The organism is Parabacteroides sp. PF5-9 (genome assembly GCF_029893105.1).
In the GTDB taxonomy this organism is placed as follows: Bacteria; Bacteroidota; Bacteroidia; order Bacteroidales; family Tannerellaceae; genus JARXWG01.
Window position 1 is genome coordinate 80,838 of the sequence record NZ_JARXWG010000011.1, and the last position, 15,975, is coordinate 96,812.

Below are 15,975 nucleotides of genomic sequence, written 5' to 3' on the forward strand. Positions count from 1 at the left end.
AATCGTATATTTTTAATTATTAATTACTGGATATTGAATTGACTACCAAATAACAGTACCTTGTTGTTCATCGTCATCACTTGAAGGATCGTCATTGCCTAATGGAGGAGTTCGGTCATCAGTATTATCAGAAGTGTCTGTGTTTGTGGATTCAGATGTAGTTGTTGGTTCCGACAATTGCCCCATACTATCACTTTCTATTCTATCACTAATTTGATTATTAAGTAATAGGGGCTGCATTAAATGTACTTCCCAACCAAATTCTCTAAACATGTCCTCAATGGAACTAATATCTGCTGCTGTTACAGATAAATCTTGATGTAACAAAGGCAGAGGTATTTCCGGACGCTGAAAGAACATAGCATTGCCAACATAAATTGTTTTCCAGTCTAATGGGATAATAGGCTCTTCATCATGTTCGTTAATATGAGTTCTACGAGCCACTGCCAAATTTCTAAATGCAGCACCAAATTCTTGATTAAAGGAGCTGTAAAAATCTGCAGGTTGCTTGTCTAGCTCTGCTGCTAATCTTTCTATTTCCGCATTCAGGGCTGCATTTTGTCTGTCTCGTGCTGATTTGATAGCTTCATTCTTTTTTTTATCTTTAAAATATGCAAGCGCATCAATGTGTTTTGGATATGCAACTATTATCCACAATTGGATTATAAGCGATACGAGCGAAAAAATAGCAGCATATGCAATATCTACATCAGTTTTTCCACTATAAACAAAAAAATGAACCCAGTACATAGCAGGAACGATTAAAGCCGTCACCGTGAGTAAGGGATATCCATACCATTCCTTATTAATGCTACTTTTACCCCAACGTCCCAATAATGTAAGAGCGGTGCCGAGAAAAATTGCTGCAAGACCGCCCAGCAAAGGCATTATATCCTTAATTTCTTCTGGGAAGCCTGCGATGAGTTTACTTTGAGCAATAGGAAGAATTGCTAAATATGCGAAAATAATATCTGCAATGGGCAATCCATAGTACGCTAATCGTCCATTTCGCATTTTTATCGTTTCGCGTTCGTTATATTCCTTAACAGGGTATGCTTCGTCCTTATTCATAAGAAAAACATTATACTCATCTTGCTTTTGTGCTAATGCTTGTTCTTTTCTCTTATAAGCATTTTTTCGGGAACACAAGTCAGTATAAACATTACTAACTCTGTCCGAAAGTGAATTAATATTAATTTGAGACGACTGAATAGCTTGCTTACGCTTGCTTTCTAAACGCTCTTGCTCTATTTGTTTTTCCCGTTCTAAGCGTTGACTCTCCGCTTGTTCCAATTTGCGACGATGTTCCTGTTCCTCTAACATTTTCTTTTCACGTTTCTGCTGAATTTGTCGTAATTCAGCTACACTCTTCGTTTGTACTATTGCTTCCATAAATATTGAATTTTGTAGGTTATTAGAATATGGTTTCGCAAATCTGTTCCAAGTTACTTAACTCCATTTTGATTTTATCACCTAACTGATGATTAGAAACAGAGTTATTTATCAAAATAATCTGAATATTGTCAGGAATCTCAACCAATGGCTTCTTGACATTATCAACACAATCAGAGATGAGAATAAGGTAAGAAATAGAGGCATTAGAGGTTGTAAGTAGTTTTACTCCTAAGCTAATCGCACCATTTATATCACTCCCCCGTGAGTTTTTGGCAACTCGATCAGAGTATGCTTCGTTTATTATTTCCTGTGTTTTTTCTCTGAAAGAAGACAGTCTCTCTAATCTGCTTTTTTCAAACGCAATAGAATCTGCAATAAATTCGCTCATGATCTTGTCCTTTTCCTTATTATATTCTGCTTGTGTCTCGTAATCCTTCTTTTTGGGATAAGTGCTACGGGGCGATTTAAGTGGTTGCATGATATTCAAATAGGAATGCCCGTTGTTTGCACAGTTGTCGTCAATGAATGTCAGGAATAGTTTGCCTTCACCTGTTTCTTGAACTTTTGCAGCCAAATTCAATACATCCTGAATATCAACTTCTGGTATGCTCTGCTGGCGATCTCTACGGTCTGTCCCATCTAGCACCAAACATATGCTATAATTAGGAATAGGTTTATCAGCGATTTCTTCTTTTATTGAAGATGTACACCCTGACACAAAGGCTGTTAGAATCATCAGAAATAAACTTGTATTTTTCATGTTCTCAATAATTTAATGGTGAATACTAAGACAAAAATACAATGCATTTAGAGAGCAACTTTTATGGAAATTTTATATGGGAAAACTTTTTCATATAAAAAAATCTTACTGTAATATACAACAGTAGGCTCCTTAATATTCAATCGTTTCTTTACCTCTTCCTCCCTTTGTTTTTCTGTTGTTGAACAATAGGCTGTTTGGGCTTTTGCTCTTCCTTTGGAGTTTTTGGTAGCCGTGGGTCACTCCATGATTCCTGATAATCGGAATCAGATTTATTATCTTTCCACAAGTAGGGATTAGCATAGCTTCCTATGCCGTACCATTTTACTTTGGCTTTGGTGATATATCCGTTCTCGATCAGAACCCTATCCCTGACGCGTATTTCATACTTACCGTATTTGACAAATTCGTCGGGATTCTTCTTGCTGAAAAAGACTCTATCCTTCTCATCATTTAGGAAAGCATACGCCGAAAATTGTGTTTTCCCATCCTTGGCTGTCACGTTTTTGAGGAAGATATGACCACCACTCATTAGTGTATCCTGCTGGCTATCGTTCAATTCTACTCCTTTGATAATAATGTTGCGTTTCGCTAGCTGGGCTTTTGTCTCGGCTTCTTTCCTTACCCTTTCTTCAACTTCTTGTTTGACTTTTAACATAGCCTCTTGCCTTACTTTTTGTGCCGTCTGTTCCCGTAAAAGTTCTTCCTCTCCTCGTTTTTTCGACTCCTCGATATTTTTTTCTAATACTTTTTTGATGTTTCCAAAGCTATATTTTCTATCTACCTCAGAGCCTTTGAATGCTATATCTCCGTACCAGAATGATACTCCCTCAATCTCAGATGTTGTTCGTTTGTGCTTGTACTCAAGCTCTATCCCGAATTTCTGAAGATTATATCGCAGGTCATTAGGTGTTTTGCAATTCGGTAGAACGGTTTTAATCGCATCATGGATATAATATTTTGCCTTATCTGGATTCCTTAATTTCTCTCGCTTAACCCTTTCTTTGTCCTTGCCATAAGTCAATCCATATTTGTCTTTTAGTTTCTTGCAAGCTTTGATATTCCGTTTGTAATCGTGGTTGACTGATATTAATTTCAGGTTATTGTCGATTCGGTTATAGACAATATGAATGTGTTCATTGTCTGCATTGTGGTGCCGGACAATGATATATTGAGTGTTACGGATACCCATTTCTTCCATGTATTCTTTGGCTAATTGTACCATGAAATCATTTGTCATCCGCCCCTTATCTTCTGGAGCGAATGACAGAGGGATGTGTCCCACAGGCTGCTTGATTTCCTTTCTTCCGGAACGTTGCATGGCAAAACTGCGGATAATATCCTGTTTACTTGAATCTAATACACCTTCGGCTTCAAGCAACTTGGCAGTATCGTTCATCACATATGATACACATCCCTTAAATGACTTTCCCTTGATATTCTTAGCGATCATCCAGTATCCTTTTAATTCTGATCATCATTCCCATTATATTAATGCTTTCCGCAATATATCCTGCCTGATTAGCTTTCTTTGCGATCTGGTTCAGGTTATTTGCTATACCTGAAAGTTTTCGCATAAGGTCAAGTTCCTCCAATGTAAAACGGGATTTGACACCTCCTTTAAGCACCATTTCCCGTGCATATCGTGTCGCCTTCATTCCTATTCCCTCCGCTTTTTCTTTAATCGAGTTGAAATCCGATTCTGTTAATTTGAGGTTGATTGAGCAATTTAACTTCTCTTTCTCCTTGGCCGGACGACCACGTTTGGGCTTCTCTTCTTTCTTATCTTCCATAACATATACATTTGAAGGTTATGGAATCTTTCCGGCTATTCAGATAGCCGGGCAAGCCAAAACGAAAGCGACCACCGGGAGATGAAGCGAAGGCTTGCAAGACAACCTGACCACCATGCGACCATCGGGAGAATAACGGAAAGGTTGTCAGGCGAACCCAAACCAGCCGACCTTCGGGAGCGGGTGCAGGAGTTCGCAGCCCCGCAGGGCAAGGTATGCACAGGAGGAACAAGAAAGAGCCGTAGGCGAATTTTGGGTTACCCGTGCGATTACCTTGCTCCTTTGACGACGACAAAAAAATAAAGAGGCGTGAGGCTCTTTGTCTTTTGCTTCGACGGCAACTGTTATACACTATCCGGGGCATAAAACGTAAAAGCCTAGATTCTGCAATGCGACTTAAATTGAAGGTCGCCTTAAAATAATTTTCTTCATTCATCAGTCTGTCATTTTAATAATTCAGACCACGAAGAAAATTAATAATATCCGGTCAATATCAAAGCCGGATTGGCATGTATAACTCTGCTATATATTGCTTGTTTGACCGGAAAGCAATCGGTGCGAATTGCCCTGATTTGCCAAATGTAAATTCCGACAAACCATTGAGAGATAAAAAACACACACTTGTTCTGCAATTATTCAAATAGCCTTCTTAACAGCAAGCCTTTGGTGCAAAATACCCCCTTTTAATGCATAAGAAACCAGCATTATGTGTTGACAAACAGAATGTTATATATTCGCACTCGAAAGATTGAAAAATTTAAAACTTTCTGATTTTAGAAACAGCAGAACGTATAAATATCAATCTATCTATAAAATTGGAGACTTGGAAAACCTGTTGTTTTTCAGATTTGGCATTTTTCAAGTTGGTTTCCGGTTTTGGAAACTTGGAAATTATCAAACTTGAAAACTTGGCGGCTTGGTAATTTGAAAACATGGAAACTTGAAAACAAAAAATAAAGCTTGAAAAGCTTATAAATATCAACATGTATAATTCTAAAAATTGAAAACAAGATGAAAAAAGAACCTTTATTTATCGCCTTCTCCACCCAAAAGGGAGGTGTCGGCAAAAGTACATTTACCGTACTCGTGGCAAGCTATCTGCATTACCTCAAGGGGCTGAATGTTGCCGTAATGGATTGTGACTATCCGCAATGCAGTGTCTATGACATGCGCAAGCGTGAAATCCGGCAGTTGGAAACCAACCTGCACTACCAGTCCAAAGCCATTGCCCTGTTTGATTCGTTGGGGAAACAGACCTATCCGATTGTATGTGCCAAACCGGAAGAAGCGATCCTGAAAGCCCGTGAGTTTTTGGCTGGCGAACCGAGCGGCTATGATGTGGTATTCTTCGACCTGCCCGGAACCATCAACAACGACGGAGTAATTTCGACCTTTATGTCGATGGACTACGTTTTTGTTCCGATGGCTCCTTCGCGGATGTCAATGGAGAGTACTCTCTCATTCATTATTCCCGTTAATGAGTTGCTGGCAGAACGCAAGGACTTAAACCTGAAAACAATTCATCTTTTCTGGAATCGCGTGGATGGACGTATCAAAAGAGAGTGGCTTGAACACTACGAGGGAGTTATCCGGCAATTCGGACTACCGTTGATGCAGACGGTTATCCCGCAATCTGTGCGCTATGATAAGGAACAGTCCATTGAGGGAAGTGATGCAGTTTTCCTCTCAACAATCTTTCCGGCAGATAAAAACCTGCTCAAAGGCAGCAACTTGGATTTTCTGGTCAATGAAATTATGGAGATTATTCACCTTAACCCCCAATTATAATGACAGCAGAAAATAAATTTGATAAGCTCCGCTCAATGGTGCATCAGGGTGTACCAATGGAAAAGCCTGCGGAGAAAACAGCGAAAGATGAAACAGAAGCAAGGTCTGTTGATACAGTAACAGAAGTTTCCGCATCAACGGAGAAAAAAACAGAGCCAGAAACAAAATTGGAAATAATCGAGCAACCCGTTGAATCTGCCGGAGAAGTTGCAGAACCAGTAGCCAGAGTTCCCGAACCGCCAGCAAAGACGGCAGAAAAACGTAAGCGCAAACCACAGGCAGACTATCAAAGCTTGTTTTTCAATCGGATAGACTTCACACACCGTAAGCCGCTGTACATTACCGCCACCACGCATCGCCGGTTGATGCGGATTGTTCACCTGATGGATGAATCAAAAGCGACTATCAGCAGCTATGTAGAGAATATTATCTTGAACCATTTGGATACGTTCAAAGAGGAAATAGATACCATCTATCAAACGAACAATATAAACCCGACAGAATAATGAACGAAGTATTTATAAAATTCTATGTATTGGTTAGCCTGTGGTTTTGGGCGGGGATGCTCCTGAGTGGTCCGCTACGCAGGGCTTTTGGCGATATGCACCGCAGGCTCTTGCAAAGAATCTATGATGCTACTTGGGGACAGGTAGTAAAAGCATATAAGAAAGTAGCCGGTTTAATATCAAAGAGATTTAAGGACACTACGCTTTATATGGAGAATCGCACCTATGAACTACGTGTAAAGGTTGCCCGCTCGCTGGTAAGTAAAGAGCTACTCGAAGAATTGACAGAGAAAAACTTCGTGGCTGCTATTTCAAGGGCACGGCAAATAGGAAGATGGAGGAACGGGACTTCTTATGAGGAACTTCAGATGTTGGGAGGTCTGGCATCTGGCAGGACAGTTGCCCGAGAGGAAAAGGAGGCAGCCTTAAATGTAGCATTCGAGCTTTGCGATACAGACCTCTTCGAGCAGATAATAACCCGGATACCTCGTGCGCAGGAACGTATATTGTTGGCTTTTGAGCAGGCAGAAGGGAACGCTCCATACGATTCCATCAAAAATGAGGAGTTCCGGAAATTTATACGGGAGTAATGAATAGTATAAAATGGAACAGCCTTCGATGAAAATTGAGGGCTGTTCCATTTTTATTCAGAATTATTCCATTTCTGAGATGGCTTTGTCTCCGAAACCCCAGACAACCCCGGACAAATGCTGCCACAGCCTGATTCTTTGCTATTTAACCGATTTTTTGTATATATATTTGTGCTTCGATTGAAATTAAAACAGTTCAAAATTTTAAGAATATGGAAATAATAAACATTGAAGCACAAACTTTCGAGAAGATGCTATCGAAGTTTGAAGATTTTGCAAGCCGAATGGAATGCCTCTGCCGCTTGCATGGAGATAGGGACATGAAAGAATGGCTGGATAATCAAGATGTTTGCCAACTCTTGAACATCTCGAAACGGACATTGCAAACGCTTCGGGATAACGGAACGCTGGCATATACCCAAATCAGCCACAAAATTTATTACAAACCGGAAGACGTGGAAAAAATTGTTCCGGTAGTAGAAGAAAAACGTAAGCAAGCTAAATATAAAGGGAAACAGGTATGAGTAACCAATTAATTACATCAGAAAACGAAAGGGTGAAATCATTTTTTCTTTCTCTCGAACGACTATCTACTACGGTAGAGAAGTTATTCACACCCCGCAAACCAACATTGAATGGAGAGAGTTTTTATACGGATGAAGAACTGTCCAAGAAATTAAAGTTGAGCCGGAGGAGTCTACAGGATTATAGGAACGAGGGTCGAATCCCTTATATCAAGCTGGGTGGCAAGATACTGTATAGGTCATCGGATATAGAGAAACTACTTAATGACGGATACCATGCAGCTTTCTGGAACCAACCCTAAACACAATATTATTTTTCCTTTTTTTTTGGCAACTTTTATCGTACAGGAAGAGAATAAATTAGACAAACCTTTCCAAAGGAAACCCAGCAGGGCATTGGGTTTGGCGTTTTATTCTCTTCCTGTTCTTTTGTGAACGAAAAATAAGAAAAATCAATTGAGTATTGGCTTATTACTCTGGAAATTGCTAATTAACAGCAGTTGCAAACTATTTTGAGATACTACTTTATTCAAGAACCACTCCCGAAAGATTTCTGTATTCTTCGACTTAATCCGAAATGAAAGAGCCACAATCATTTCCAAACTATATTGTTCAACAAAATCACCATTCTTGTAATGATAAGTCCGACAAACATTGGTTTCATCTAGTACTTCTGTTTTTAGGATGGCACGAATATTCGCATTTATTGCGCCTACAAAGCAGTCGAATAAATCCGCAATCTGGTGTTGAGTCATCCATATTTCGGCTGATACAGGGATAGATACAATTCCATTTTCTATGGTTATTACTTCTCGTTTCATAATTTATCCGATTGAAAATTTACCATTTATCCCTTCCATATCTCGCATAATGCTTTTATCCAATACTTTGGCATAATGGCGAGTCATCTTTGTATCGGAATGCCCCAGCATTTTTGCTACATTTTCGATTGAAACTCCATTGGCTAAGGCGACAGACGTCCCGAAGCTGTGTCGGCCGGTGTGCGTTGAGACTTTCTTCGCAATTCCGCATATATCAGCCAGTTCTTTCAAGTATGCGTTCATCTTCTGGTTGCAAAGAACAGGTAATAAAGTTCCTTTCTGAACACAAACAGGGTGGGTCTTATACTTTGCTAATATCTGTTTTGGTACATCCAATAATGGGATATTACACATATTGTTGGTCTTCTGCCGCTTTTTTCTAATCCACAATGCACCATTATTGTCAGTGGCGATATGTTCGGCTGTAAGTCCTTTCAAATCCGAAAAGGCAAGACCAGTAAAAATTGAAAACACAAAAATATCACGCACCTGTGCCAGTCGCTCTATTGTTATCTCTTTATCTATAATTCGTTGAATTTCGGAATCTTCCAAGAAGTCTCGTTCCACCTCATCCAGCGTGAACTTAATATTGGCGAAGGGGTCTTTGCTGATATAGTCGTTTGCCAAAGCAATACGGATAATCTTCTTGAAATTTTTCAGATATTTGGTTGCTGAATTGTGAGAGCAGTTCCGTTCGGTCTTTAGATAAAACTCGTAATCCGTAATAAATTTGTGGTTGACTTCCGTAATAGGAATGTCTTCTTTGTGGAAATTGAATTGGATAAAATTTGCTGTATGCTTCAACGAAGTTTCATAACGGGTAACTGTCGCCGGAGCCATATCTTTGCCAATTAGCTTTCGGCACCGCTCGTTGTGTTCTCGAAAAACATCGAGTAGCATTATTACCGGCTTGTCGTTTCTTCCCAAATACTGGTCAATAATCTTATGTGCTGTAATCTCTTTGCGGTCAAATTCCATCTCGCGATAGATTTGCATAATCCGCATGCGGATGGTGTCTAAACGAAAATTGATTTCTTGATCTCCCCGATCATCCCCGATTACCTTTTCAGCGATAGTATTCCACTTTTTGAAGTCAACTTTAAGGCTAATGGATGTTTCGCATCGTTGCCCATTGATTGTAACACGCAAATAAACAGGACTTTTCCCATCTTTTGCGACCCGTGATGCCTTTACGACAAACAGGATTTTGAAGGTCATTCTTTTCATACATTTCAATTTTTAATTGGGTTCGAAATATATGAAATATCGGTGGGAACAGAACTACGCAAAATACGGCATTATGTTGAAAAACAACCAATTAGCAATAAAGAGGGGAGCTTTTTTTATTTTTTTCGCTCCTCCCCGAATAAGTCTGTGAAAAGCACTCCAAACTGCTGTTTTTTGCTATTCTCTCAAAAACAAAAATCCCTGTAAACGTCTAATTTACAGGGATTATCTTGTTTTTGCTTTGCTTGCTTGCGGAGAGAGAGGGATTCGAACCCCCGGAAGCTCTCACTTCAACGGTTTTCAAGACCGCCGCAATCGACCACTCTGCCATCTCTCCAGTCTATCAATACAAAAATCTATCATGAGGTTTCAACCTCTTTCTCTGATTTCGGGTGCAAAGTTAAATGAAATAAATAATCTTTCCAAATTTCAATCCATTTTTTATTGAGCAAACCCTTTATTTTAGAACAACTGACTATTAATAAACTAATTATTAATCATATAGTCAGACCTGTTTTAAGACACAGTATATCATAATGGTTGTCAAACTGTTTTATTCATCCCTCAACGCATCTACCGGATTAATCCGGCTTGCCTGACGGGTAGGATACCAGATAGCCAATATGACCATTGCTGCCATCAGCAGCCAGGTAAGCAGATTTGTGATCAAAAAACGGAGAAATATATGATCCGGTAGATAATCGCCATACGATTTGATATCCCTACCTAATGTTTCAATAAGGTCGGCATAGATGAATTGTATTTCAACAAACATTGCCGGTACAACAACGACTGTCAAAAGAATAAGACCTTCTATGACAAAAAGTTTCCAGATATCACTGGTGTTTGCACCCATCGCACGCCGTACACCGATCTCCTCCCGGCACCTGTTCGTGCGAAACCAAAAAGTACCCAGTACACAAAGCGTTATATTGATAAAGATAAAAATCAATAAAGCAGTACGCATACGGATATCATTCGTGATACCCGACCGGTAATCGGTCTCCTCTTCGATCTGGTCTAATGCAGTGATACTGCTCAGGTAGTAATTACCTATCCGCAATAAGCTACTCATTTCTTTATTAAATTCCGCAGTGAATTGTTGATACGGAATATGATTTTTTGTCCGGATACCAAGAAAAGCCTGGGATAAGGTCTGTTCGTTGAATGGCATCGGTATATAGATATTCCCCAAGGGACGTAAGTAACTAAAAAATTTTATATTGTCTATCACTCCTACTATACGGTAGCGCTCACGGGAAGCATCAGGTTGTACATAGGTTCGTTCAATGTATTTCCCCACAGCCGACTCGCCGGGAAACAGCTTCTCTGCCAATAAACTCGAGATAAGCACATGAGACGGATCGTTCCAATCATAATCGGACAGGGAGACGGGAGTTTTCCCTTTATCTTTAGTATAACGGAATACCTTAAAATAATCACCCTCAGTCATAAACTGAATAAATTGTGCCTCAACTACCGAGTTTGTATCATTTACACTTCTGTACTCCGTACTGTAATTCGCTCCTAAGGCAGGAAAAGCGCCGGGACCAAATCCAAGAGCGACCGATTCTACTTGTGGATGTTCCTTAATCCGGTCGACTACCCTGCGGAAGTTTATCAATCGTGCTTCCGGTGTATTTTCCGCTTCGGCATAATTGGGATGGGTATCCGAAAAAGACCCCATATTGATCATATACGTGTCTTTTATATCGCGATGTGAAGTGAGACTCTTATTATACCCTAACACAAAGAAATAGTCTACCATATACCAGACCAGACAAAAGATAAGTAAAAGTTCCAGAGTTATCCAGACGTTCTTCCTCCACTGATTTCTTATTTGCTTCCAGATTGTATGTATCATAACTCTTATTTGCTGCTAAGTGAATAAACGATTTCACGACGAGAGGCGCGCCAGGCGGGTATAGCCGTTACCATCAGGTTCAGAAGTAGACAAATACCCAGGGCGATACCAAATACCGTGAAATTCATCATCATCGATGGAGATATCGCCACATCAATCCCTTCGGGCACAGCGTTTACAAATTTCTGTCCGGTGCCGATATGGATGATCCATCGGCGGAAAAAGTAAACGAATAGGTAAGAGAACAGCAATCCCAATATCCCGCCCAGGAAAGTCAACAACATATTCTCAACAATCAGCTGTTTCATCAATCCCCCGCTACGTGCTCCGAAAGCACGGCGAAGTCCCATCTCTTCTAAACGACATCCCATCTGCGAGTCGGCCATTCCCGAAAGACTCACAGCTGGTATAAACAGCAATAGAAAAAAGAGAGCTAAGTATTGCAACTTGATCTGTGTAAAATCAATCGTTAGGCGGCTACTTAACCGAAAGAGTGATTGCCATTGACGGTCAGGCTGTCCGTGAATGGTAAAGGTAAGTCCATCCAGAGAAGAAGCATAACGCCGGAAATTCTCACTGATCTCCTGTTTGACTTTTTCTATATCTTTTTCGGACGGAGCCAATATGTAGGCAATAAAGGAGCCGAGTGTATTTTTATACCAATCGGTTTGCCAGGCAGGTTGCAGCCCAGGGTAAGCCGAATAAGGCATCCAAAGCTGGGCAAATGTTTTATCAGCTATATACGACGGGTCTTTAACCACCCCACAAATACGATAGGGATCGAAGTTCAGGCTGATAAATTTACTGGTAACCTCTGTTGTTCCGAAAACCTTACGGGCATAGGATTCGCTGATCACTACAGTTCGTATACCCGACTCCATATCAGCCTCAGTAAAGGGAGCTCCTTCGATAAAATTAAACGAGAACACATTCCAGTATCCTGTATCTACATATTTTACCGAGGCAGACATCTGCTCGTCACTTCCTTCCGGTTGTACGGCATTCCCTCCCCAATATCCATAGACTGCCGATACAGCTTCAGCCGTTTGCAACGGATAAATACATTGCCGGATAACATCCAGCGATAAGCGACTGGTACCAACCGATCCATTCTCTGCTTTTACTCCTGCATATTGCACAATAAGCATACGGTCACGATTTGTTTCCGGATAAACATTGGCGATCTTCATATAGATCACAATCGCCAGTACCATCACTACAGTAATAGAAAGTCCGGTTCCAATCACATAAATGAAACTAAACACCTTCTCTTGCCGCAATCGATTCCAAGCCTGTTTGAAATAAAGCTGTATCATTCTTTTAATTATTAATTGTTAATGATTAATTTAAGTCACCCCATTAATCATTCATCATTAACCATTATTCTCACTCATAATGCAAAGCCTCTGCCGGTTTCTCTTTCATTGCCCGATAAGCAGGAAAGCTGATACCGATACAAATCATAACCAATAGAAGAGCGAAGGTCATTCCCATGCCAATCACTAAACGATAAGTCGTATCGACCCAGGTCACAGCATTCAAAACACCTGTAAACCAGAAATTACAGAAAATAACAGCCCCTATCAAAAAAGCGATAACCAATATGATGACTCCTTGTGACAGTAACATTCCGAATATTGATTTCCGGGTTGATCCTAAAGCAATTCTGAGACCTATCTCTCCTCGTTTTTGTTGTGTTCTCAGCCAAAATGTACCGATCACTCCGAGAAAAACATTTAAGAGGAAAAAGACGACAACAGCTATATTCATACGCATACCATCAATCCAGGAACGAATATGCTCACTCCGACGCTCAGACATAGGCTGAATGTTCTTGAGGTAAATATTTCCTATTTTTAACTGAGATTCCATCTCTTTTCTGAATTTTTCAGGGAAATCTTTTTTATCTGCAACCGGTTTTGTCCGTATAAATAAAGGATAACCAAGAGAATTGGTATTCCTAACTTCAGAAGCGGATATCAACTGATAATAAGCATAATCGTAAGAACTAAACTCATTATATCGTTGATCCTCACATACCCCTCCTATCCGATAAACTCTACTTTCCGTATCTCCTTGGTCAATACAGGAAATATCTTTCCCTATTGCATTAGCGGCGTTTCCGAAAAACTTTTCCGCAACTCTTTTGGTCACGACAATTTCACCCCTCTCTAATGCCTCTATTAACAATTGCGGACTACCTCCGTCAGCCGTTTTCACCTGGAAAAGATCAAAATAAGATGAACCTACCGGGCGAACAAATCCTTGTGGAACAATTGCCGTATCTACCTGAAAAGAGGTATACCGATTCGACCAGCGATAATGAAAATGAATACCCGACGTATAACCAACATATTCTATATCCGGATTTAATCGTAAACGGTCGATGATTGTAAGAAAATCCGCTCCCACTGTCGCTATTTCATCTGTAGCCTCTACATAATCCGGACTCTCTGACGGGATAGAAGATAACTCAACATAATAAACATGGCTGATATCAAAACCTAATGGCATGGAAAAACGTTTATAATCCCTAAGTAATTCATCTACCGTATACCATAGAAAGACCGAGACCACCAACAGTTCCAATCCGATCAACAGGTTACTGCGACGTTCATTCCATAATTGTTTGATTGTTTTCTTTATCATAGCTTACTCCTCCTTTATCGATTCCACAACAGTAACCCTTGAAACACGCCAGGCCGGAATACCTGCAGATAATAAGTTCATTACGAGACAGAACGCCAATGCAATCAGAAAAACCACCGGATTAAACATTCCTCCTGTCAGTCCCGACTGCCCCATGGTAGTCATTAGCAGCCAATCTTTAAACAAGACCATACCCAAATAAGAGAACAGCAATCCGAAGAATCCTCCGACCAAGGTAAGCAACAAGTTTTCCGTCAGTACTTGCCACATGATATTCCCGGTTGTGGCTCCAAATGCACGACGTACCCCCAGTTCACTGATACGTTTTCGCATCTGCGCCAATGTTATCCCCGATAAATTCAATGCAGGAACAAGCAATAAGACAATAATAATCATCCCATACCGCATAAATATTTTTTTAAGATCAGGAGCCTGATGATTCCCGCTGCCGCCCAACCAGTATTCAAGATGACTAAAAGGTTGAGAACCTATTTCTGCCCGGAATTGAGGTGTTTGTCCATTAAACGTCGCGACTTTACTGGAAACTTCATTGTGAAAAGTTTCTCTGCTTACTTCCGGTTTTTTTAATATATAACAGTTGAAATTCCCATTAATACCATCACACCAAGCAGAAGTATTAGCCCCTGCATGATAAGGAATCCAGATATCTGCATAAGTTTTATCGGCATAACGGGATACATCTCTGACAACTCCGCTTATTGTATAGACAATATAATTAAGTTTCATTTCTTTTCCAGTCACATCAGTCGAACCAAAGAGTCTACGGGCAAGCGTCTCATTGATTACAAGTGTCTTCATTCCGGCCTCTGCCGCAGTATATTCAAATGGCTTTCCTGCAATAAAGTCAAATGCAAAAATATCCCAGAAATATCCGTCGGTAAAAAGAACATCTGTCGAACTGCCCCTGTTTCCGTCCATGGTCGTTGCATAAAGTTTTTCTCCCTGAGTACGGGATACTGCTGTTACAACTTCGGCCGATTCCAACGTATAAAAACATTCTTTTATAAATGGTAATCCCATAAAACCATAAGACTGACGTCTATTTGTCGTTTTATCAATTGACTCCACCGCTGTCAGATAATAAGTCTGATTGCGATGTATTTCCGGCGAAATATTTGCTGTATTCACTTCATATAAGATCACAATTATCATGATCATACAAATGGCTAAAGCAGTCCCCAGTATGGAAATAATACTGAGTAACTTATTTTCCCGGAGCATATACCAGGCCTGTTTAATATACTGATGTATCATTCTTTTAATGATTAATTGTTAATGATTAATGATTAATTAAAATAACGATGAATGATACAATCCGAATTAAACATTCATCATTCATCATTAACCATTAATTACTATTGCACTTGTCGTCCGTCAAAGAACCGGATAGTCCGGCTTGTCTGCTTGGCTTGTTGCTCGTTGTGGGTAACCATAACAATGGTACGGCCGTCTTCTTTATTCAGTGTGTGGAGGATATCCATGACTTCGATCCCCATTTTACTATCCAGATTTCCTGTCGGCTCATCCGCCAGTATAATTTCCGGATTCCCTACAATTGCCCGGGCAATGGCTACGCGTTGACACTGTCCGCCGGATAACTGAGTCGGGAAATGACGCATACGATGGCTTAATCCTACTTTCTCCAATACAGCCTGGGCAGCTTTCCGGCGTTCGGATGCCGACACTTTGCGGTATAATAAAGGAAGCTCTACATTATCCAATACATTCAGCGAATTGATCAGGTGAAAACTCTGGAATACGAAACCCAACTGCTTATTCCGGAATGCAGCCAATTGTTTATCATTCATATTCATAGTGTTCACTCCATTGATTTCAATTGCACCGGAAGTTGGAGCATCCAACAGACCAATAATATTCAACAGCGTGGATTTACCACAACCTGACGGCCCCATCACACTTAGGAATTCTCCTTTTTTGACTTCCAAATTGACATTCTCTAATGCTACCGTCTCAATTTCTTTGGTACGATAGATCTTTTCTAAATTAGCCAGCTTAATCATGTATTCAATTGTTAAT

At 40.2% G+C, this 15,975-nt stretch carries 16 protein-coding genes and 1 tRNA gene; 5 read left to right on the top strand and 12 right to left on the bottom strand.

Going from position 1 to position 15,975, the window contains the following annotated elements; translation table 11 throughout:
* Window positions 1-42: 42 nt before the first annotated feature.
* The 4 genes from M2135_RS08150 to M2135_RS08165 form a co-directional block, all read right to left on the bottom strand.
* On the bottom strand, window positions 43-1,392 hold the full coding sequence (locus M2135_RS08150; RefSeq protein ID WP_280747994.1) for a hypothetical protein: 1,350 nt from the start codon (window positions 1,390-1,392) through the stop codon (window positions 43-45).
* Window positions 1,393-1,414: 22 nt separating this feature from the next.
* Window positions 1,415-2,155, bottom strand: coding sequence for a hypothetical protein (locus tag M2135_RS08155; RefSeq protein WP_280747995.1), 741 nt, complete (start codon window positions 2,153-2,155; stop codon window positions 1,415-1,417).
* Between the two features lie 151 nt (window positions 2,156-2,306).
* Window positions 2,307-3,608, bottom strand: a complete 1,302-nt coding sequence (locus tag M2135_RS08160; protein ID WP_280747996.1) for a relaxase/mobilization nuclease domain-containing protein — start codon at window positions 3,606-3,608, stop codon at window positions 2,307-2,309.
* Window positions 3,598-3,948 carry a MobC family plasmid mobilization relaxosome protein gene (locus M2135_RS08165; RefSeq protein WP_280747997.1) on the bottom strand — a complete coding sequence of 117 codons (351 nt, stop codon included), beginning with the start codon at window positions 3,946-3,948 and terminating at the stop codon, window positions 3,598-3,600. The genes M2135_RS08160 and M2135_RS08165 overlap by 11 nt, the downstream gene beginning before the upstream one ends.
* Before the next feature lie 1,011 nt (window positions 3,949-4,959).
* On the opposite strand from M2135_RS08165, the gene M2135_RS08170 reads away from it, so the two are divergent.
* The 5 genes from M2135_RS08170 to M2135_RS08190 all read left to right on the top strand — a co-directional run bounded on the left by M2135_RS08170 (window position 4,960) and on the right by M2135_RS08190 (window position 7,658).
* Window positions 4,960-5,736, top strand: a complete 777-nt coding sequence (locus tag M2135_RS08170; protein WP_280747998.1) for a ParA family protein — start codon at window positions 4,960-4,962, stop codon at window positions 5,734-5,736.
* 56 nt (window positions 5,737-5,792) lie between these two features.
* Window positions 5,793-6,242 carry a DUF3408 domain-containing protein gene (locus M2135_RS08175; protein ID WP_280747999.1) on the top strand — a complete coding sequence of 150 codons (450 nt, stop codon included), beginning with the start codon at window positions 5,793-5,795 and terminating at the stop codon, window positions 6,240-6,242.
* The gene (locus tag M2135_RS08180; protein WP_280748000.1) at window positions 6,242-6,832 is read left to right on the top strand and encodes a hypothetical protein; all 591 of its coding nucleotides are present in this window, start codon (window positions 6,242-6,244) and stop codon (window positions 6,830-6,832) included. The genes M2135_RS08175 and M2135_RS08180 overlap by 1 nt, the downstream gene beginning before the upstream one ends.
* Window positions 6,833-7,044: 212 nt before the next feature.
* On the top strand, window positions 7,045-7,356 hold the full coding sequence (locus M2135_RS08185; RefSeq protein WP_280748001.1) for a helix-turn-helix domain-containing protein: 312 nt from the start codon (window positions 7,045-7,047) through the stop codon (window positions 7,354-7,356).
* Window positions 7,353-7,658 carry a helix-turn-helix domain-containing protein gene (locus M2135_RS08190; RefSeq protein ID WP_280748002.1) on the top strand — a complete coding sequence of 102 codons (306 nt, stop codon included), beginning with the start codon at window positions 7,353-7,355 and terminating at the stop codon, window positions 7,656-7,658. The genes M2135_RS08185 and M2135_RS08190 overlap by 4 nt, the downstream gene beginning before the upstream one ends.
* 150 nt (window positions 7,659-7,808) lie before the next feature.
* On the opposite strand, the gene M2135_RS08195 is transcribed toward M2135_RS08190, so the two are convergent.
* The 8 genes from M2135_RS08195 to M2135_RS08230 form a co-directional block, all read right to left on the bottom strand.
* On the bottom strand, window positions 7,809-8,177 hold the full coding sequence (locus M2135_RS08195; protein ID WP_280748003.1) for a protein-tyrosine kinase: 369 nt from the start codon (window positions 8,175-8,177) through the stop codon (window positions 7,809-7,811).
* Between the two features lie 3 nt (window positions 8,178-8,180).
* Window positions 8,181-9,404, bottom strand: coding sequence for a site-specific integrase (locus tag M2135_RS08200; protein ID WP_280748004.1), 1,224 nt, complete (start codon window positions 9,402-9,404; stop codon window positions 8,181-8,183).
* A gap of 252 nt (window positions 9,405-9,656) precedes the next feature.
* Window positions 9,657-9,741: transfer RNA gene (locus M2135_RS08205), tRNA-Ser, on the bottom strand.
* A 216-nt stretch (window positions 9,742-9,957) separates the two neighbouring features.
* A complete protein-coding gene (locus tag M2135_RS08210; RefSeq protein WP_280748005.1) occupies window positions 9,958-11,268 on the bottom strand; it encodes an FtsX-like permease family protein in 1,311 nt (436 codons plus the stop codon).
* A gap of 5 nt (window positions 11,269-11,273) precedes the next feature.
* On the bottom strand, window positions 11,274-12,584 hold the full coding sequence (locus M2135_RS08215; protein ID WP_280748006.1) for an ABC transporter permease: 1,311 nt from the start codon (window positions 12,582-12,584) through the stop codon (window positions 11,274-11,276).
* A gap of 70 nt (window positions 12,585-12,654) precedes the next feature.
* Window positions 12,655-13,917, bottom strand: a complete 1,263-nt coding sequence (locus M2135_RS08220; protein ID WP_280748007.1) for an FtsX-like permease family protein — start codon at window positions 13,915-13,917, stop codon at window positions 12,655-12,657.
* 3 nt (window positions 13,918-13,920) lie between these two features.
* Window positions 13,921-15,192: an ABC transporter permease gene (locus M2135_RS08225; RefSeq protein WP_280748008.1), complete on the bottom strand. Its 1,272-nt coding sequence runs from the start codon at window positions 15,190-15,192 to the stop codon at window positions 13,921-13,923.
* A 101-nt stretch (window positions 15,193-15,293) separates the two neighbouring features.
* Window positions 15,294-15,959 (bottom strand): ABC transporter ATP-binding protein, encoded by a 666-nt coding sequence (locus tag M2135_RS08230; protein WP_280748009.1) that lies wholly within the window; start codon window positions 15,957-15,959, stop codon window positions 15,294-15,296.
* Between the last annotated feature and the right edge of the window lie 16 nt (window positions 15,960-15,975).